This window comes from Curtobacterium flaccumfaciens, from assembly GCF_018598405.1.
GTDB lineage: Bacteria > Actinomycetota > Actinomycetes > Actinomycetales > Microbacteriaceae > Curtobacterium > Curtobacterium aurantiacum.
Window position 1 is genome coordinate 35808 of record NZ_JAHEWS010000010.1, and the last position, 18192, is coordinate 53999.

At 74.3% G+C, this 18192-nt stretch carries 17 protein-coding genes; 12 read left to right on the forward strand and 5 right to left on the reverse strand.

The genetic code is table 11. The features are described 5' to 3' along the window. Positions 1 to 117: 117 nt before the first annotated feature. Positions 118 to 1479, forward strand: a complete 1362-nt coding sequence (locus KK097_RS08190; protein WP_214544304.1) for an MFS transporter — start codon at positions 118 to 120, stop codon at positions 1477 to 1479. 151 nt (positions 1480 to 1630) lie between these two features. On the opposite strand, the gene KK097_RS08195 is transcribed toward KK097_RS08190, so the two are convergent. Continuing rightward, positions 1631 to 2110, reverse strand: a complete 480-nt coding sequence (locus KK097_RS08195) for an NUDIX hydrolase (RefSeq protein ID WP_307858355.1) — start codon at positions 2108 to 2110, stop codon at positions 1631 to 1633. 176 nt (positions 2111 to 2286) lie between these two features. Between KK097_RS08195 and KK097_RS08200 the strand changes: the two genes are divergently transcribed. Continuing rightward, positions 2287 to 3156, forward strand: coding sequence for a universal stress protein (locus tag KK097_RS08200; RefSeq protein WP_214544305.1), 870 nt, complete (start codon positions 2287 to 2289; stop codon positions 3154 to 3156). Here the strand turns inward: KK097_RS08200 and KK097_RS08205 are convergent. The 3 genes from KK097_RS08205 to KK097_RS08215 all read right to left on the reverse strand — a co-directional run bounded on the left by KK097_RS08205 (position 3113) and on the right by KK097_RS08215 (position 5635). After that, positions 3113 to 4069, reverse strand: coding sequence for an SGNH/GDSL hydrolase family protein (locus tag KK097_RS08205; RefSeq protein ID WP_214544306.1), 957 nt, complete (start codon positions 4067 to 4069; stop codon positions 3113 to 3115). The two genes, KK097_RS08200 and KK097_RS08205, sit on opposite strands and share 44 nt — an antisense overlap. A gap of 175 nt (positions 4070 to 4244) precedes the next feature. Continuing rightward, positions 4245 to 4601 (reverse strand): PRC-barrel domain-containing protein, encoded by a 357-nt coding sequence (locus KK097_RS08210; protein WP_214544307.1) that lies wholly within the window; start codon positions 4599 to 4601, stop codon positions 4245 to 4247. Between the two features lie 50 nt (positions 4602 to 4651). After that, positions 4652 to 5635, reverse strand: a complete 984-nt coding sequence (locus tag KK097_RS08215) for a glycosyltransferase family 9 protein (RefSeq protein ID WP_214544308.1) — start codon at positions 5633 to 5635, stop codon at positions 4652 to 4654. Between the two features lie 100 nt (positions 5636 to 5735). On the opposite strand from KK097_RS08215, the gene KK097_RS08220 reads away from it, so the two are divergent. The 7 genes from KK097_RS08220 (at position 5736) to KK097_RS08250 (ending at position 12621) form a co-directional block, all read left to right on the forward strand. Continuing rightward, a complete protein-coding gene (locus KK097_RS08220; RefSeq protein ID WP_214544309.1) occupies positions 5736 to 6293 on the forward strand; it encodes a D-glycero-alpha-D-manno-heptose-1,7-bisphosphate 7-phosphatase in 558 nt (185 codons plus the stop codon). Next, positions 6290 to 7369: a glycosyltransferase family 9 protein gene (locus KK097_RS08225; protein WP_214544310.1), complete on the forward strand. Its 1080-nt coding sequence runs from the start codon at positions 6290 to 6292 to the stop codon at positions 7367 to 7369. The genes KK097_RS08220 and KK097_RS08225 overlap by 4 nt, the downstream gene beginning before the upstream one ends. A gap of 87 nt (positions 7370 to 7456) precedes the next feature. Continuing rightward, positions 7457 to 8458, forward strand: a complete 1002-nt coding sequence (locus KK097_RS08230) for a glycosyltransferase (protein ID WP_214544311.1) — start codon at positions 7457 to 7459, stop codon at positions 8456 to 8458. Further along, the gene (locus tag KK097_RS08235) at positions 8455 to 9783 is read left to right on the forward strand and encodes a glycosyltransferase (protein WP_214544312.1); all 1329 of its coding nucleotides are present in this window, start codon (positions 8455 to 8457) and stop codon (positions 9781 to 9783) included. Before KK097_RS08230 ends, KK097_RS08235 begins: the two co-directional genes overlap by 4 nt. After that, positions 9780 to 10403: a D-sedoheptulose-7-phosphate isomerase gene (locus tag KK097_RS08240; protein WP_214544313.1), complete on the forward strand. Its 624-nt coding sequence runs from the start codon at positions 9780 to 9782 to the stop codon at positions 10401 to 10403. The genes KK097_RS08235 and KK097_RS08240 overlap by 4 nt, the downstream gene beginning before the upstream one ends. Then, positions 10400 to 11854, forward strand: a complete 1455-nt coding sequence (locus tag KK097_RS08245) for a PfkB family carbohydrate kinase (RefSeq protein WP_250896569.1) — start codon at positions 10400 to 10402, stop codon at positions 11852 to 11854. The genes KK097_RS08240 and KK097_RS08245 overlap by 4 nt, the downstream gene beginning before the upstream one ends. A gap of 62 nt (positions 11855 to 11916) precedes the next feature. Further along, the gene (locus KK097_RS08250) at positions 11917 to 12621 is read left to right on the forward strand and encodes an SDR family oxidoreductase (RefSeq protein ID WP_214544314.1); all 705 of its coding nucleotides are present in this window, start codon (positions 11917 to 11919) and stop codon (positions 12619 to 12621) included. 373 nt (positions 12622 to 12994) lie between these two features. Here KK097_RS08250 and KK097_RS08255 read toward each other — a convergent pair whose 3' ends face one another. Next, positions 12995 to 14083 (reverse strand): glycosyltransferase family 9 protein, encoded by a 1089-nt coding sequence (locus KK097_RS08255; RefSeq protein ID WP_214544315.1) that lies wholly within the window; start codon positions 14081 to 14083, stop codon positions 12995 to 12997. A 134-nt stretch (positions 14084 to 14217) separates the two neighbouring features. Between KK097_RS08255 and KK097_RS08260 the strand changes: the two genes are divergently transcribed. The 3 genes from KK097_RS08260 to KK097_RS08270 are packed head-to-tail and all read left to right on the forward strand — an operon-like array spanning position 14218 to position 18118. Continuing rightward, positions 14218 to 15747 carry an aldehyde dehydrogenase family protein gene (locus KK097_RS08260; RefSeq protein ID WP_214544316.1) on the forward strand — a complete coding sequence of 510 codons (1530 nt, stop codon included), beginning with the start codon at positions 14218 to 14220 and terminating at the stop codon, positions 15745 to 15747. After that, the gene (gene rfaE2 / locus KK097_RS08265; protein WP_214530351.1) at positions 15744 to 17237 is read left to right on the forward strand and encodes a D-glycero-beta-D-manno-heptose 1-phosphate adenylyltransferase; all 1494 of its coding nucleotides are present in this window, start codon (positions 15744 to 15746) and stop codon (positions 17235 to 17237) included. Before KK097_RS08260 ends, rfaE2 begins: the two co-directional genes overlap by 4 nt. Beyond that, the gene (locus KK097_RS08270) at positions 17234 to 18118 is read left to right on the forward strand and encodes a glycosyltransferase family 2 protein (protein WP_214544317.1); all 885 of its coding nucleotides are present in this window, start codon (positions 17234 to 17236) and stop codon (positions 18116 to 18118) included. Before rfaE2 ends, KK097_RS08270 begins: the two co-directional genes overlap by 4 nt. The last annotated feature ends 74 nt before the right edge of the window (positions 18119 to 18192 follow it).

Here is an 18192-nt window from a genome sequence, read left to right on the forward strand (position 1 = left end):
GTGTCCCACATCATCCACATCCGCCAGCGAGCGCGCCCCGCAGACCCTCCCGGTCACCGCCGTCAGAACGATCGGCATCGTCGCGCGCTCCACCGTGCCTCGGAGGAGGTCAGCAGCGTGTCCACCAACACCACCACCTCGGCCGTGTCGACCCACACGCGGCCGATCACCGTCACCACCCAGTCGATCGTCGGCATCGCCGTGCTCGGACTGGCCACGTTCTTCGCCATCACCACCGAGCTCATGCCCGTCGGGCTGCTCGGCACGATGAGCGCCGACCTCGGCGTGACCGAGGCCACCATGGGCATCGTCATCACCGTGTACGCGGCGGCCGTCGCGCTCCTCGCGCTGCCGCTCACCGCGTTCACCGCGAAGCTGCCGCGCAAGACCGTGCTCGTCGCCACGCTCGTCGGGTACACCGTGTCGAACCTGATGGTCGCGCTCGCACCGTCCTTCGCCGTCGTCTGCGCGGGCCGTGTCGTCGGTGGCATCGCGCACGCACTCTTCTTCTCGGTCGCCTCGGCGTACGCCACCCGGATCGTGCCGCCGCGGCTCGCCGGCCGGGCGATCGCGTTCGTGTACTCGGGCAGCTCGCTCGGGTTCGTGCTCGGCGTGCCCGTCGCGACCTGGGTGGCGCAGCACATCGGCTGGCGCCAGGCGGTCTTCTCGGTCGGTGTCGCCGCAGCCGCACTCGCGGTCGTCGCCCTGGTGTTCCTGCCCGCCGTCCGCGGAGCGTCGTCGCCGCACATCGGGTCGCCCAAGGCCTGGGCGCGCACCGGACTGCTGTCCGTCGTGATCGCCGACATGCTGCTGTTCGGCGGCCACTACGTCGTCTACACCTACATCGGGCCGTACGCGATCGACGCGGGGCTCGACGCCGGCATGGTGAGCGGGGCGCTGCTCGTGCTCGGTGGCACCGGTGTCGTCGGGCTCTGGCTCGCCGGCATGTTCGTCGACCGTGCGCCCCGGCAGACACTGATCGCCTCGGTCGCCGTGATGGCCGTGGCCTTCGCGACGATGCCGTTCGTGCACGGCTCCCTGATGGGGACGATGGTGGTCGCGGGGGTCTGGATGGCCGCCAACGGCACGACCGGCACGCTCTTCATGGCCGCGGCGATCCGAGCCGGAGGCGTCTCCCCCGACATCGCCGGCGCGCTCGTCAACGGGGCGTCGAACATCGGCATCGCCGGTGGTGCGGCATTCGGCGGGCAGGCCCTCGGGATCGTCGGACTGCAGTACCTGCCGTTCGCCGGAGCCGCGGTGCTGGTCGGGGCACTCGGGGTCGTCGTGCTGGCGCGTCGTGGGTTCCCGGTGCACTCGCACACGCAGGAGCACCTGTCGACGTCGTCCATCGAGGCGATCACGTCGTCGCTCGCCGTCGTCACCACGTCGGTGCCGGTGGTCGGGCGGGCGATCCAGACGATGACCGGGTCGATCGGCGTCGTGACCGGTTCGGTGCGGCGGTCGCGGACGCGGTAGGGGCGGGCGCGGGCGGGGGCGCGCTTCGGCCTGGGCTCGGTCGCCGGGCGGTCACGACATGCCGTTGGCGTGGTGTCGGGGTCGCACGAAGTGTCGACTGGAGGCCCGTCGGACGACAGTTCGTGCCCCCTCGACGAACACGAGCGGCGCGTCAGGACCCGCCAGCACCGCAGCCGAGCGCGACGAGGGCGTCGATCGCCGCGACCTGCCCGGCCACCACGAGCTCCCGCGCCTCGTCGAGGCCGAACCACCGTGCGTCGTCCACCTCGGGCACCTCGACGAACCGCGCCGACCCACGCGGCAGCTCGAGGCGAACGGTGTTGCTCCGCACCGTGTCGACCGAGAACCCCGACGCCTCGGCCGCGAAGACCCGCACGCGCTTGCCTGACGCCTGACGGAACTCCCCCAGGTCGGTCAGGTCCGCGGCGGTCACCGGGGCGGGCACGCCGATCTCCTCGGCGAACTCGCGCAGCGCGGTGCCGAGCGGCTCCTCGCCCGCCTCGACCAGCCCCTTCGGGATCGACCAGGCACGCGGTCTGTTCCGCCAGAACGGTCCGCCCATGTGCGCGAGGAAGACCTCCGGCCCGGACGGACCGGCCCGGTGCAGCAACAGTCCGGCGCTCACGACCACGCCCCGAGACTACGCAGGACCGGCCGGGAGGCCCGGATCACCACAGACGCACCGCGCACCACCCGACGTGCCCGGTTCCACCGCCGGTTCCCCACACCCACCCCGGGAGTACCGTGTGGCGCACGGAGCGCCGTGTGACGCCCCCGGAGGACCTGCGATGGAGGAGGCCGATCGGGATGGACGAACGATGGACGACGGTGACGCTTGCCGCGGACGCCGCGATGCCGCACGACGAGGCGCTGCGATGGATCGCCGCCCGCGCGGGCAGCGGGATCGAGCGGATCCGGATCATCGGTGCCGACCCGGCGATCGAGGGTCCCGGGCCGGTGGCCGACCGCCTGGCCGAAGCCGCTCGCGCCGCCCTGCCCGCAGCCACCATCGAGGTGTACCGGCATGCCGGGCCGTTCGCCAGCGCCCTGGTCGAGGAGTCGGACGGCGGCGACGTCCTGGTCATCGGGACCTTCCGCAGCCGACGGGGCTCCACCGCCGGTGGGGATCCCGCACGGGTGGCGGTCCGCGCCGCCGTGCCGACCGTGATCGTGCCGGAGGGACCGCACCCGATCGACGGCGACGTCGTGCTGGCCGTCGAGGAGCCGGTCGACGAACGGGCCGTGTCGATCGCCGTCGCCGAGGCTGTCCGGATGCGCCGACGTCTCACGCTCCTCCGGGCGTGGGAGATGCCGGTGCTGACCCGGACCGGGCTCACCGACTTCGCCGAGGACCCCCTGCGGTGGCGTACCCGGAACGCCGAGCTGCTGCAGCGCGTCACCGACGACTTGACGGCGCGGTACCCGACGCTGCGGATCCGGCCGCTGCTCGTCGAGGGGCACCCCGGGCACGCCATCGCGTCGCGCACCCGTCGGGCCTCGCTCGTCGTGCTCGGGCGCGGGCACGTGCGGGTGCTGTCCGGCGCACTGCTGCACGACGTCGTGCGGGAGACCGCGGCGCCGGTCTGCGTCGTCCCGCCGGCGGCCCACACGGACAGCGCGGGGTCCGAACGGGTCAGCCGGCGAGTTCCCGGATCGCGTCGGCCATCTGGTCGGTGAGGTACGCGACGCCGCGGCCGTTCGGGTGCAGGGCGCCGGCCTCCAGGTCGATGCGTCGCAGGTCGCTCGAGCCGGAGAGACTCACCCCGGCGACGTAGCGCTCGTCGGCATCGGCGCAGGCGGAGTGGGCCTCGGTGCGTTCGAGCACGTCGACGAACCGCACCCCGGCGGCGTCCGCGGCGGAGGCGGACACGGCGTCGAGCTCCTCCTGCACACCGTGCAGGTACTCGACGTCGTCGTCGGTGAAGGGGAAGGTGTCCTTCGGGAACGAGCCGGCGAGCGTGCCGAGGTCGAGCGCCGAGCGGAAGCAGCCCTCCGCCGGCGTGTGGTCGGCGTCCGGGAAGATCGCCGGGTACCCGAGGAACACCACGACGGCGTTCGGTGCGGCGCGCTGCACGGCTGCGAGGGTGTCGGCGATCCCGAGCGCGACCCGCGACTGGATCTTCGCGCTGAGCTGATCTTCACCGTCCTGCACGAGTGTGCTCTCGCACGACGGCGCGTCACGGCCCGAGAACACCGGACCGTCCGCCGAGATCGCGAGGCACGAGGCGGCCGTGCCGAACAGGTCCGCGTCGTTGCCACCGATCGTCAGGGTCACGAGCCGGGTGCGCGAGGACAGCGACTGGATCTGCGGTGGGACACCCGTGAACTGGTGTCCGGTCGTGACGTCCGCGCTGGTGGCGCCCGCGCACGTGACGTCGGTCAGGTCGAGGCCGAACCGGGCGGCGAGGCGGTGCGGGTAGTCGCGGGCCGACTGCACGCACGCGCTCGTGGGCAGCCGGGTCCGGTCGCCGAGGCCGTAGCCGGCGGAGTAGGAGTCGCCGAGGGCGACGTACTCGCTGCCCGGCGGGACGTCGGCGAGTGACTCGATCGGGTCGTCCGGCACCGGGTAGGGCTGCGGGACGGGCCACATCGGAGCAGCCGAAGCGGACGGCACCGGACCGGGGACCGCGACACCCGCCACCATCAGCCCGGCGACGGCGACCGCTGCCAGGGCGGCGAGCAGCGTCGTACGTGCGGTGCGGAGCAGTTGCGGCCTCCGGGCTGGTGTGGCGGGTCTGTCGGGTCGTTCGATGTGTCGGACGGGCTCAGCGGCGCCCGAGTCGGCGTTCGCCGCCGCTGCCGGTGCGGTACTCCAGGCCGTAGTGCTGGAACAGCACCGGCTCGGTGGCGGCGTCGAGCTCGCCGTCGGTCGGGATCGAGGGGGCGTCCTTCACGAGCTTCTTCGGGAACGCCACACGGAGGTGCTTCGGGGCCACGGTCGCGCCGAACAGCGGCACGAAGACGAGCTTCTGGAACCCGACCATCCCGGTCGTGAGGGCACCGAAGGCGGGCTCGGACGTGGCGGTGTCGTAGTAGATGCTCTCGAGCGTGCCGACCTTGTCGTCGGCCTCGTCGACGACCGGCAGACCGATCCAGTCACGGATGTTCGCGGCTTCGAACACGAAGGACTCCCTCCGAGCGTCCGGCAGGTCCGGGTGGCTCTCGGTCGACGCTACCGCCCGGCCGCCTGAGCGGTCACCCGGAGCTGGTCCACCGCGCCGAGCACGTCGTCCGCGGTCACGGCCAGGATCGCCGGGTCCGGGTCCTCGGCGAACACGTCGCCGCGACGGACCGAGGCGTCGGTGAGCACGATGTGCGGGCCGGTCGCCGGCGGGCCCCACGCCTCGGGCGGTGCCGGGCCGAACAGCACGACCGAGGGCACCCCGTAGGCGGTCGCCAGGTGCGCAGCGCCGGTGTCGACCGTGACGACGAGCCGCGCCGCGGCGATCACCGCGGCGAAGGCCTGCAGGTCCAGGGTGCCGGCCAGGACCGCCTCCGGCGCAAGACCGGCCGCGTCGGCGACGGCACGGGCGCGCACGACGTCGTCCGAGCCTCCTGTCAGGACCACGTCGGCGCCGCGCGCCCGGAGCCCGCGCACCACGTCGGCGAAGCGGTCCGTCGGCCAGTGCCGCGCACCGTGGAAGGCACCCACGTGCACGACGGCCGCGTCGGCGACCACCGGGGGCGCGGCGGGGCGGTCGATGTGGACCTCGGTCGCATCCGCCGGGATGCCGTGCCACGTCAGCAGGTCCGCCCAGCGATCGCGCTCGTGCACGTCGTCCGGCCACTCCGGGCCCTCGTAGCCGTGGGTCGGGTCGGCGTGGCCGATGACCCGGCGCGGGGCGAGCGCGGCGACGAGGTCCGAGGACTCCGGGCCCGCGCCGTGCAGGTTGACGGCGACGTCGACGGCACCGTGCGGCACCGCGATCGGGTGGTCGAGACCGTGCTGGGCCAGGTGGACGTCCACCGACGGCACGAGTTCGACGACCGGCGCCAGCCACGCCGTGGTGGCCAGGGTGATGCGGTGGTCGGGGAACGCGCGGCGCAGCGCGTGCAGTGCGGGGACGGCGACGAGCAGGTCACCGAGCTTGATGGCACGGAGGACGAGCAGTTCCGGGCGTCCGTCGGAGTCGGGCAGGTTCTCGAGGGCGGTCACCGCCGCGACGGTAGACCCGACACGCTGGTGGCCCTGTCGGGACCGCGCTCCGCGGCTCTTCCTGGGGCGGTGCCCGGCGGCCGACCGGTAGTCACGGAGCATGGCCCTCGCTCCGGACCGCGTCATCCGCGGCCTGCTCCTCGACCGCGACGACACCCTCGTGGTGGACGTCCCCTACAACGCCGACCCGCACCTGGTCGTCCCCGTCCCCGGCGCCCGCCGCGCCGTGGAGCGTGCCCGGGCCGCCGGGCTCCGGCTCGGCGTCGTGACGAACCAGTCGGTGATCGCGAAGGGCATGGCCACACGGGAGCAGGTCGACGCCACGAACGCCCGGGTCGACGAACTCGTCGGCCCGTTCGACGTCTGGTGCGTCTGCCCGCACGACGCGGGCGACGACTGCGCCTGCCGGAAGCCGCGGCCCGGGATGGTGCTCGACGCCGCCGAGCGGCTCGGCATCCCGCCGGAGTCGATCGTCGTCGTCGGCGACATCGGGGCCGACGTGCAGGCCGCACGGAACGCCGGCGCCCAGGGCATCCTGGTGCCCACACCCCGCACGCGCACCGAGGAGGTCGACGCCGCGGAGACCGTCGCCGCCGACCTCGACGAGGCCGTCGCCCTCGTGCTCGAGCACGTCGGCAGCGTGGCGGGCCGGGCGTGAGCGCCGGACGCCGCGTCCTCGTCGCCCGGCTCGACTCGTTCGGCGACGTCCTGGTCGCCGGACCCGCCGTGCGCGCGGTCGCCGCCGGCGCCGCGCACGTCACGATGCTGTGCGGGCCGCAGGGCGCGCCGGCTGCCGACCTGCTGCCCGGCATCGACCGGGTCCGGGTGTGGGCGGCGCCCTGGGTCACCGAGACCGCTCGCCCGATCGACGACGCCCTGCTCGCCGAGTTCCGTGCCCTGGTCGCCGAGGAGCGCCCCGACGAGGCCGTCGTCCTGACCTCCTTCCACCAGTCCCCCCTGCCCCTCGCGCTGCTCCTGCGCCTGGCCGGCGTCGCCCGCGTCTCCGGTGCCTCCGTCGACCACCCCGGGTCCCTGCTCGACGTGCGCCTACGCCCCGGCGAGGACCTGCCGGAGGACCTCCCCGAGCCCGAGCGGGCGCTGCGGATCGCCGAGGCGGCCGGGTTCCGGCTGCCGCCGGACGACGACGGGAGGCTCGTGGTGCGCCACGACGCCGCCCTGCCCCCGTCCGTGGCCGCGCTCGACCGCTACGTGGTCGTGCACCCCGGAGCCAGCGTCCCGGCACGCTCGTGGCCGGAGTCGCTCCACCGCGCGCTCGTCGCCGCCTACGCCGGACGCGGCGTCCCCGTCGTCGTCACGGGCTCCCCTGGCGAACGCACGCTCACCGCCGCCGTCGCCGGCGACACCGGCATCGACCTCGGCGGCCGGACCAGCCCCGCCGAGCTCGCCGCGGTGCTCGCCGGGGCCGAGGTCGTCGTGGTCGGCAACACCGGCCCGGCACACCTCGCCGCCGCCGTCGGGGCACCCGTCGTCAGCCTGTTCTCGCCCGTCGTCCCCGCCGTCAAGTGGGCGCCGTACGCTCCGCTCGTCGAACTGCTCGGCGACCAGTCCGCCCCGTGCCGTCTGAGCCGCGCCAGGGAGTGCCCCGTGCCCGGCCACCCGTGCCTGTCCGGAGTGCGCATCGAGGACGTCCTGGCCGCCCACGAACGGCTCCTCGACCGCGTTTCGCGGATGGACCGGAGAAGTCTGCGGGGAGGCCCAGAAGGCGCTGCGTAGCGTGCGCCACTGCTTCTCCTGCTCCTTCTCCTGCTGCTCCGGCAGCGGCGGGGAGCGACCCCATCGACACCGACCGGAAGGCCCTGCATGCGGATCCTCGTGTGGCACGTGCACGGCGGCTGGATGGACGCCTTCGTCCGCGGCCCGCACGAGTACCTCATCCCGACCACCCCGGCGCGCGACGCCTGGGGACTCGGCCGCGGCGGGCGCGACTGGCCCGACCGAGCGATCGAGATCGACCCGGCGGACGTCGCCGAGGCCGAGGTCGACGTGGTCGTCCTGCAGCGCACCGAGGAGCTCGAGGAAGCCCGCAGACTGCTCGGCGGCCGCGACGTCCCGATCGTCTTCGTCGAGCACAACGCACCCCGGGTCGACGTACCGAACAGCCTGCACCCGATGCGCGACCGCGACGACCTGACGATCGCGCACGTGACGCACTGGAACGCCCTCATGTGGGACTGCGGCACCACCCGCACCACCGTCGTCGAACACGGCGTCGTCGACCCCGGCCCGCTGTACACGGGTGCGCTCGAGCGCCTCGGCGTCGTCATCAACGAACCCGTCCGACGGAACCGCGTCGTCGGCACCGACCTGCTCCCCCGCTTCGCCGAGGTCGCCCCGGTCGACGTCTGGGGCATCGGCACCGAACGCCTGCCGGAGCTCGGGTTCGGCGACCGCGTCGTCGCCCAGGGTGACGTCAAGGCCGACCCGATGCACGCGGCGCTCGCCGAACGGCGGGCCTACGTGCACCCGAACCGCTGGACCTCGCTCGGGCTGTCGCTCATCGAGTCGATGCACATGGCCATGCCGGTGCTCGTGCTCGCGACGACGGACGCGGCCCGCACGGTGCCCGGTGAGGCCGGCGCCATCGCGACCGACGTCGAGGACCTGGTCCGGGCCTCCAGGACCCTGATCGAGGACCCGGAGGAGGCGCGCCGACGGGGCCTCGTGGCACGCGAAGCCGTGCTCGCACGGCACGCGCTCGGCCGGTTCCTCGCCGACTGGGACGACCTGCTCGACGACGCCGTCGCGCGCGGTGCGCGACGGAACCGTGCGGCGGGAGCCGCGCTCGAAGGGAGCCTGCGATGAAGATCGCCATGGTGTCCGAACACGCGAGCCCGCTCGCGGTGCTCGGCGGGGTCGACGCCGGTGGACAGAACGTCCACGTCGCCGAACTGTCCGGTGCGTTGGCCGACCGCGGCCACCACGTGACCGTCTACACGCGGCGCGACGACGCGTCGCAGCCGGTGCGGGTGCCCCTGCGACCCGGTGTGGACGTCGTGCACGTCGACGCCGGTCCCGCACGCTCCGTGCCGAAGGACGAACTGTTCCCGTTCATGGGGACGTTCGCCTCGGTGCTCGCCGCCGAGTGGTTCCTCGACCGCCCCGACGTGGTGCACGCGCACTTCTGGATGTCCGGCCACGCCGCGCTCGACGCCGTGAGCCAGGTGCAGGCCCGGACCGGCGGCGTCCGGATCCCGGTCGTGCAGACCTTCCACGCCCTCGGCGTCGTGAAGCGCCGGCACCAGGGGGCCGCGGACACCAGCCCGGCCGAGCGCGAGTGGGTCGAACCCGCCGTCGGTCGGAGCGTCGACCAGGTCGTCGCCACGTGCTCCGACGAGGCGTTCGAGCTCAAGGCGCTGGGCGTCCCGCTGCACCGCATCTCCGTGGTGCCGTGCGGTGTCGACGTCTCGCTCTTCCGACCGGACGGCCCCGTCGAACAGCGCGACCGCCCGCTCCGGGTGCTCACCGCGTCACGACTCGTGCAGCGGAAGGGCGTCGGGACGACGATCGCCGCACTCGCCGCGCTGGTCGAACAGGGCCGAGACGTCGAGCTCGTCGTCGTGGGCGGTGCCGGTGTCGCCGGTGCCGACCTGGTGGACGACCCCGAGTACCAGCGGCTCGACGCCCTGGCGCGGTCCCTCGGGGTGCGCGACCACGTGACCTTCCGCGGGCAGCTCGGCCAGCACGACATGCCGGCGGTCTACCGCAGCGCCGACGTCGTCGTCTGCGCCCCCTGGTACGAGCCGTTCGGCATCGTGCCGCTCGAGGCGATGGCGTGCGGTCGACCGGTGGTCGCGTCGAGTGTCGGCGGGCTCATCGACACCGTCGTCGAGGACGCCACCGGCCTGCACGTGCCGCCGCGCGACGAGACCGCGGTCGCCGATGCCGTCGGCGCCCTGCTCGACGACCCGGAGCGCCGCGAGGCGTACGGCCGGGCCGGGCGGAAGCGCGCCGAGTCCCGCTACACGTGGCAGAAGGTCGCCGCCGACAGCGAGCGCGTCTACGAGCGGCTGCTCGCCGGCGCGACGTCGTCCGCCAGCACGACCGGGCCCGCCGCCGGCCGCTCGCGCACCACCCACGCCGGCCGGGTCGCCCGCGCCGCACAGTCGACGGAGAGGACCGCACGATGACCATCGACCAGCACACCGGACTCGAGGAACGCGCCGTCACCGACAGTGCCCGCGTCGTCGTCGACCACGTCGCGGCGTCGGTCCCCGTGATCGCCTCCCTCGTCGACCACCGGGACCACATCGCCGCGTGGGCGGACGACATCGCGGCGCGGCTCGTCGCGGGGCGTCGTCTGCTCGCCGCGGGCAACGGCGGATCGGCTGCCGAGGCCCAGCACCTGACGTCGGAGCTCACCGGGCGCTTCGAGGGCGACCGCCCCGCGTACTCGGCGATCGCGCTGCACGCGGAGACCTCGGCCGTGACCGCGATCGGGAACGACTACGGCTACGACCAGGTGTTCGCGCGCCAGGTCTCGGCACACGCCCGCGCCGGGGACGTCGTCGTGCTGCTGTCGACGAGCGGCAAGAGCCCGAACCTGCTCCGTGCAGCCGAGGCCGCGCGGGCCGTCGGTGCCCGTTCGCTCGCCTTGACCGGATCCGGCCCGAACCCGCTCGCCGACCTGGTCGACGACGCGATCTGCATCGAGGGGCCGTCCGCCAACGTGCAGGAGGCGCAGCTCGTCCTGGTGCACGCCCTGTGCAAGGCGATGGAGCCGACGCTGCGTCGCGGAGGGCGTCGATGAGCGGGGCCGCCGCGGGTCCGCGTCCCGGCGCCGCTACCGCTCCGCGTTCCGGTGCTGCCGCCGGCCGCGTCACTGCTCCGCGCTTCCGCATCGCCGTCGTCGGGGACACCCTGCTCGACGTCGACGTGTCCGGGACGAGCGAGCGCCTGAGCCCGGACGCACCCGTGCCCGTGGTCGACGTGGCCACCGACGACCGCCGTGCCGGCGGTGCCGGTCTCGTCGCGACGATGCTCTCCCGTGACGGTCACGACGTCACCCTGGTCACCGTCCTGAGCGACGACGGCCGTGCGCAGGAGATCCGCGACCTGCTCCCCGGCGTCACGGTCGTCGCCGGGCCCTCGGGCGTGCCCACCCCCGTGAAGACCCGGGTGCGCGTCGTCGACCACGCCCTCGTCCGCATCGACGAGGGCTGCGCGACCCCACCCGTGCCCGATGCCACCGAGGCGATGACCGCTGCTCTCGACGAGGTCGACGCGATCGTCGTCGCCGACTACGGCCGCGGGGTCGCCGCAGCCCCCGCCCTCCGCGACGCGATCGCGCGCGCTGCCGAGCGCCTGCCGGTCGTGTGGGACCCGCACCCCAAGGGCGCCGCCCCGGTGCCGGGCATCACCGTCGCCACCCCGAACGCGGCCGAGGCCCGGCGCTTCACCGACGTCGAGGGCCACGGTGTGCCCTTCGCCACCGTCGCCGCAGCACAGCTCGTCGAGCAGTGGCAGGCCGGCGCGGTCGCCGTGACCATGGGTGACCGCGGAGCGCTCCTCGCCGACGCGCAGGGCGACAGCCGCTTCGTGCCGGCACCGTCCGTCAGCGCCGGGGACCCCTGCGGAGCCGGCGACCGGCTCGCAGCCGGAGTCGCCGTGGCGCTGGCCTCGGGGGCGGACGTCCCGGATGCCGTCTCCGCCGGGGTGGTCGCCGCGTCCGAGTACCTGGCCGCCGGTGGCGTCACCGCGCTCTTCGCCGACGACGGTCCCGCGCCGCTCGCCGTGCCCGGGGCCGACCGCGACGCCATGCGCCTGGTGCACGACGTCCGGAGCGCCGGCGGCACCGTCGTCGCGACCGGAGGCTGCTTCGACCTGCTGCACGCCGGGCACGCCCGCACCCTGTCCGCCGCCCGTGCGCTCGGCGACTGCCTGGTCGTTTGCCTCAACTCGGACTCGTCCGTCCGCGGGCTCAAGGGCCCCGACCGGCCGATCATGACCCAGGACGACCGGATCGAGCTGCTGCTCGCCCTGGACTGCGTCGACGCCGTCGTGGTGTTCGACGAGTCCACCCCCGACGAGGCCCTGCGCCGCTTCCGCCCGGACGTCTGGGCCAAGGGCGGCGACTACACCGCGAGCGAGCTGCCCGAGACGGCGACGCTCGCCGAGTGGGGTGGCCGCGTCGTCACCGTGCCGTTCCACCCGGGTCGGTCCACCACCCGGCTCGCCGCCGCGATCGCACGCGTCGGCTGAGCGTCCGCTCGCCTGCCCACACCTGCTCGACCACTTCCCGCACCACTACGCAAAGGACATCCATGCCCGTCCCCACCACCCCCATCGGCCGCGTCCTCGTCACCGGCGGCGCCTCCGGACTCGGCGCAGCCGTCGTCGCTGCCGTCACCGAGGCAGGCGGTACCCCGATCGTCCTCGACCTGCGGATCGACGCCGTCCCCGAGGGCGTCGACGCCGTCGCCGTGGACGTCTCGGACACCGACGCCGTCGAGCAGGCTGTCCGTGACGCCGCCGAGCGTCACGGTGGCCTCGACGCCGTCGTCACCGCCGCGGGCATCGACACCCCCGCCCCCATCGACGCGATCTCCTCCGGCAAGTGGGAGCAGATCGTCGGCGTCAACCTGATCGGCACCGCCTCGACCGTGCGCGCCGCCCTGCCCGCCCTCGAGGCCGCGCACGGCCGCGTGGTCACCATCTCCTCGTCGCTCGCGCTGCGCGGCGTCGGCGACGGCACCGCGTACTCGGCGTCGAAGTTCGGCGTCCGCGGGTTCTCGCAGGCACTGGCCGCCGAGACCGCCGGTCGCATCGGCGTGACCAACATCATCCCCGCCGGCATGCGCACCAACTTCTTCGCGGACCGCACCGAGCAGTACAAGCCGGGCCCGGACGCCCAGCTGATCGAGCCGGAGTACGTCGCGAACTCGATCATCTTCGCGCTCTCGCAGCCGTCCGGCTGCGAGATCCGCGAGCTGTCGATCATGCCGGCGACGGAGCCGAGCTGGCCGTAGCCGCTCGCCGCTGACGGACGGGAGGCGCGGTGCCGGCTGGCACCGCGCCTCCCGTGTGTGCGTGTGCCGTGCACGGTGCGAGGTGCGTCGCCTGGTGCAGCGTTGACGGCTGGGTGCGCGCTTGCAGCGCCGCACGCAGCGGTGAACCGCGCACGGGGCGACGGCGTGCGCACGGGGCGGCCGGGAGGCGCGTTGCGGGCTGGCAGCGGGCCTCCCGTCCGGCGTCCGGTCGCGTTCCGTGCACGGTGCGCGGTGCGTCGCCTGGTGCAGCGTCGACTGCTGGGTGCGCGCTTGCAGCGCCGCACGCAGCAGGCAACCGCGCACGGGGTGACGGCGCGCGCACGAGACCGAAGCTCGCACGGTGCGAGGCTCGTCAGGTCGTGCGGAGCAGGTCCTCGACGTCGGCGAGGACGGCCTCGGGCTCGACCTGGTCCACGTAGGAGGGGTCGTGCTCGCAGCGCTCCGCGGTCCAGCCGACCTGGGTGACGTCCGCACCGCAGACCGGGCACCGCGTCACGAAGGACAGGTGCACCCGGTGCCGGCCGCGGTCGAAGGGGCCGGCGTTGATGACGTTGCCGAACCAGAACACGCCCACGGTCGGGGTGCCGACGGCCACGGCGAGGTGCCGCGGGCCGGAGTCGTCGCCGACCATGACGTCGGCCGCGGCGAGGACCTCGGGGAGTTCACGGAGCGGCAGCGCCGCGGTCAGGTCGTGGACCCGGTCGCGCAGCGCCGTCGGCAGCGCCGCGACGATGGCGGACGATGCCGGGACGTCCGTCGCGTCCCCCACGAGCACGACGTCGTCGCCGGCCTCGAGCCGGGCACGGGCGACCGAGGCGAAGCGCGAGGGGCTCCAGCGTCGACGGGGGTCGGTGGCGCCGGGGTGGATCGCGACGAGTCGACCCTCGACACCGAGGCGCTGTCGGACCCCGGCCCGAGCGGCCTCGGAGACGTGCAGTCGCGGGTCGAGGGTGACCGGTTCGGCGCCGGCGAGCGAGGCCACCTCGAGCGCCCGGACGACCTCGTGCTGGTAGTAGACGTAGCGGACCCAGCGCTCCAGGACCTCGGCGTCCTCGGTCGCGGTCCCGACGGTGTGGCGGGCGCCGAGCCGGAGCAGGAAGGGGTTGGAGTTCCGGCCGCCGCCGTGCACCTGCACCGCGAGGTCGAAGCGGCCGTGCAGCCGCTCGAAGAAGTCGTGTTCGCTCGGTGCACCGTCGCCCGACTCCCGAACGCCGGGCACGACGGGGAGCTCCTCGAAGGCGTGGACGGCATCGGTCCGGCCCTCGAGCACCGGGCGTGCCGACGGTGGGCCGAGCAGCGTGATCCGGGCGTCGGGGTACGCGGCGGCGAGGGCCTCGAACGCCGGGAGGGCGAACATCAGGTCGCCCAGTCCTCCGCCGCGGAGCACCGCGATCTCTCGGACATCGTCGAACCGTTCTCCGCCCACACCGATCTGTTGCACAGCTCCACGTCTACCGGTCGTACCCGGTCGGACGCCCAGCAGCGGCCCCGGATGGACGAGAAGCGCGATGCCGTGACCGCACACAGCGAAGGTCGAGCAACGTGTGAGGCCCCGCCCGCCTCCGGAAGGACCCCATGACGATCGCACCCCCCGCCGCCGACGACCTCGTGGTGACCGACCCGGTCAACGGATCGATCGCGTCGACCGTGCAGCGCTCGACCGAGGACGACGTGCGCAACGCCGTCGCCCGTGCTCGTGCCGCTGCCGGAGCCTGGGCCCGGACGGCACCCGCCGAGCGCGGCGCCCTGCTGCACGCCGCGGCCGAGCACCTCCGTGCACACGCGCAGGAGCTGGCGGACCTGAACACCCGCGAGACCGGCAAGGTGCCCGGCGACGCGCTCGGTGGGGTCGAAGCCGGCATCGGGACGCTCGTGCAGTACGCCGAGCTCGGCCCGGTGCACCGCGGTGAGGCGCTCCGTGGGCAGTTCGGTGCCGCCGACTGGTCGGTGCCGCACCCCCGCGGCGTGGTGCTCGCCCTGACGCCGTGGAACGACCCGGTCGCCGTGGCCTGCGGGATCCTCGGTGCCGCGATCGTCACCGGCAACACCGTCGTGCACAAGGGCAGCGAGCGGTGCCCCGCGACGTTCGCCCGACTGAACGCCCTGCTCGCCGAGGTCCTGCCCGACGGCGTCCTGATCGGCGTCGACGGCGACGCGACCACGGGCGAGCAGCTCCTGGCCCAGGAGGGCATCGACGTCTACGCCCACGTCGGCTCCACCGCGACCGGTGACCGGCTGAGCGAGGTGGCCGCGACCACCCGTGCCCACGTCATCCGCGAGAACGGCGGCAACGACCCCGTCATCGTCGACGCCGACGTCGACCCCGAGTGGGCCGCCGCACAGGTCGCCCTCGGTGCCTTCGCCAACACCGGCCAGATCTGCACCAGCGTGGAGCGGGTCTACGTGCACCAGGACGTCGCCGAGTCCTTCGTCGCCGCGCTCGTCGCCGAGGCGGAGCGCCGCACCGCAGCACCCGCCGCCGAGTTCGGCCCGCTGGTCGACGACCGTCTGCGCGACCTCGTGCAGGCCCACGTCGACGACGCGATCGCCCGCGGTGCCTCCGCCCGGACCGGCGGCGTCACGCCGGGCGGTCTCGGGTCGTTCTACCCCGCCACCGTCCTGACCGGCTGCACCGACGACATGCTCGTGCTGACCGAGGAGACCTTCGGCCCCGTCGCCCCGGTCCGCGTCGTGTCGGACTTCGAGGAGGGCCTCCGGCTCGCCGCTGCCGACCGCTACGGCCTCGCCGCCACCGTGTTGACGAACGACACCGCACACGCCCTGCGTGCGGCGGCCGAGCTGCCCGTCGGCACCGTCAAGGTGAACGCGGTGTTCGGCGGTGCCCCGGGTGGCAGCGCCCAGCCCCGCGGTGCCTCGGGCGCCGGCTTCGGGTACGGCCCGCACCTGCTCGACGAGATGACGACGACGACCGTGGTGCACCTCGAGGCAGCCCCGCCGCGCCGCACCGTCGAGCCGTCGACCGCAGCAGCCAGCAGCCCCGCAGCAGCCAGCAGCACCGCGGCAGCCAGCAGCCCCGCCACCAGTCCCGCTGCCGCTGCCGGTGCCACCGCTGGCAGCGCCGACACCGTGGGAGGCACCCGATGACCGCCGACGTCCGACTGGTCCGCGACCTCGTCGCGACCGTCGACGACCGCGAGCCGCTCGTCGTCGTCATCGGCGACTGCATCCTCGACCGCTGGACGGTCGGCGAGGCCGAGCGGGTCTCCCGCGAGGCCCCGGCCCCCGTCGTCCGCGTCACCGAGACGATCGCGGTGCCCGGCGGCGCCGCCAACACCGCCGTGAACGCCCGTGCTCTCGGCGCCCGGGTCCGCATGGTCGGGCTCATCGGCGACGACGAGGCCGGCGACGTGCTGCGCCAGCGACTCGAGGCAGCCGGCGTCGACACGTCGTTCCTGGTCGAGATCCCCGGCGCCCGCACCACCACGAAGTCCCGTGTGGTCGGCGGTGACCGCGTCGTCGTCCGGGTCGACGAGCTCGCCGCGACCCCGACCGCTGAGCACGGCGAACGCCTCGCCCGCTCGGTCGCCCGCGCCGTCCGGTGCGCCGACGCCGCCGTCGTGTGCGACTACGGCCTGGGTGTCCGCGCCGAGGACGTCGTGCCCATGCTCGACCGTGACCGCCCCGGCGCCGTCGTGGTCGACGCCCACGACCTGACCCGCTGGGCAGCACTGCACCCCGACCTCGTCACGCCGAACGCCGGTGAGACCGCCGCGCTGCTCGGCACGGAACTCGGCACCGGTTCGGACCGTGTCACCACCGTCGTCGCTGCCCGTGCCGAGGTGCTCGCCCGCAGCGGTGCCCGCGCCGCGGTGGTCACACTCGACCGCGACGGCACGGTGCTGCTCGAGCCCGGTTCCGACCAGGGCTACCGCACGCGTGCGACGCCCGCCTCGGAGCAGCAGGCCTCCGGTGCCGGTGACACCTTCTGCGCCGCGGCGACCGTCGCCCTCGCCGTGCAGGCGCCCCTGCGCGACGCCGTCTCGGTCGCCCAGGCGGCCGCCGACGTCGTCGTCCGCGAGGCCGGCACCTCGGTCTGCACCGCCGCTGCCCTGCTCGACTCGGTCACCGCACCGGCCGCCACCGTGGTCGACCACGACGAACTCGCCACCGCGGTCGAGGCCGCACGCCAGGCCGGTCGTCGCGTGGTCTTCACGAACGGCTGCTTCGACGTCGTGCACCGCGGCCACACCACGTACCTGCGGCAGGCCCGCGACCTCGGTGACCTGCTCGTCGTCGCCCTGAACGACGACGACTCGGTGCGCCGGTTGAAGGGTCCGGAACGGCCGATCAACCCCGCCGAGGACCGCGCTGGCGTGCTCGCGGCGCTCGCCTGTGTCGACCTGGTCACGGTGTTCGCCACGGACACCCCGATCCCGCTCATCGAACGGCTGCGGCCCGAGGTCTACGTCAAGGGCGGCGACTACTCCCCCGAGATGCTGACCGAGACCGAGGTCGTCCGCGGCTACGGCGGCGAGGTCGTCATGGTCGACTACGTGCCCGAGCACTCCACGAGCGCCGTCGTCCGCCGCATCCGCGAGGCCGCCGCCCGCACCGAACCGGACCCGGCACCATGACCGCCCGCTGGTCCGGGTCCTGGGCGAAGGCCCCCGATCCAGCGGACACGAGCACGGTCGACGTCGACGTGCTCATCCCCACCGTCGGCAGGCCGGCGGAGCTCGCCACGACGCTCGCCGGCCTCGCCGCCCAGACCGAGGTCGACCTGCGCGTCGTGCTGAGCGACCAGTCGGCGGACGGAGACGCCGCCAGCGCGCCGGCGGTCGCCGCCATGCTCCGCGTCCTGGAGGCCCAGGGCCGCCCCGTCGTGCTCCTCACGCACCCGGAACGGCGTGGCCTGGCAGAGCACCGGCAGTTCCTGCTCGACCACGCCGAGGCAGCCGCGGTGCTGTTCCTCGACGACGACGTCTGGCTCGAGCCGGGGTCGATCGCGCGGATGCTCGACGCGCTGCGCACCCTGGGCTGCGGGTTCGTCGGCAGCGCGGTGCAGGGGTTGTCGTACCTGCAGGACCGCCGCCCCCACGAGACCTCGGTGTTCGAGCGGTGGGACGGTCCCGTCGTGCCCGAGGTGGTGCGCCGCGGCACCCCCGGCTTCGACCGCTGGTCGCTGCACAACGCCGCGAACCCGACGCACGTCGCCGCCGACCTCGACCTGCGCCCCGGCGAGTGGGTGCCCTACCGCGTCGCGTGGGTCGGTGCCTGCGCGCTGTACGACCGTCGTGCGCTCGAGGAGGTCGGGGGCTTCCGGTTCTGGGACACCCTGCCGCCCGAGCACGCCGGTGAGGACGTCGTCGCGCAGTGGCGGGTGATGGAACGGTTCGGCGGTGCGGGCATCATGCCCTCGGGTGCCGTGCACCTGGAGGCCCCGACCACCGTCGTCGACCGCCGGGTGGACGCACCCGACGTGGTGTTCGCGGACGGGAACGTCATACCGCGGTAGGGGGTGGTCGAGACCGCCGCGGGATGGCCAGCGCGCGCCGGCTCCGTAGCGTCGTCCTCGTCGACGAGTTCCGT

Coding starts and splice junctions, on each gene's coding strand:
- KK097_RS08235 (WP_214544312.1), top strand. CDS start 8,455: ATGAAGATCGCCATGGTGTCCGAACACGCGAGCCCGCTCGCGGTGCTC.
- rfaE2 (WP_214530351.1), top strand. CDS start 15,744: ATGACCGCCGACGTCCGACTGGTCCGCGACCTCGTCGCGACCGTCGAC.
- KK097_RS08245 (WP_250896569.1), top strand. CDS start 10,400: ATGAGCGGGGCCGCCGCGGGTCCGCGTCCCGGCGCCGCTACCGCTCCG.
- KK097_RS08200 (WP_214544305.1), top strand. CDS start 2,287: ATGGACGAACGATGGACGACGGTGACGCTTGCCGCGGACGCCGCGATG.
- KK097_RS08230 (WP_214544311.1), top strand. CDS start 7,457: ATGCGGATCCTCGTGTGGCACGTGCACGGCGGCTGGATGGACGCCTTC.
- KK097_RS08205 (WP_214544306.1), bottom strand. CDS start 4,069: ATGTGGCCCGTCCCGCAGCCCTACCCGGTGCCGGACGACCCGATCGAG.
- KK097_RS08240 (WP_214544313.1), top strand. CDS start 9,780: ATGACCATCGACCAGCACACCGGACTCGAGGAACGCGCCGTCACCGAC.
- KK097_RS08250 (WP_214544314.1), top strand. CDS start 11,917: ATGCCCGTCCCCACCACCCCCATCGGCCGCGTCCTCGTCACCGGCGGC.
- KK097_RS08260 (WP_214544316.1), top strand. CDS start 14,218: ATGACGATCGCACCCCCCGCCGCCGACGACCTCGTGGTGACCGACCCG.
- KK097_RS08270 (WP_214544317.1), top strand. CDS start 17,234: ATGACCGCCCGCTGGTCCGGGTCCTGGGCGAAGGCCCCCGATCCAGCG.
- KK097_RS08220 (WP_214544309.1), top strand. CDS start 5,736: ATGGCCCTCGCTCCGGACCGCGTCATCCGCGGCCTGCTCCTCGACCGC.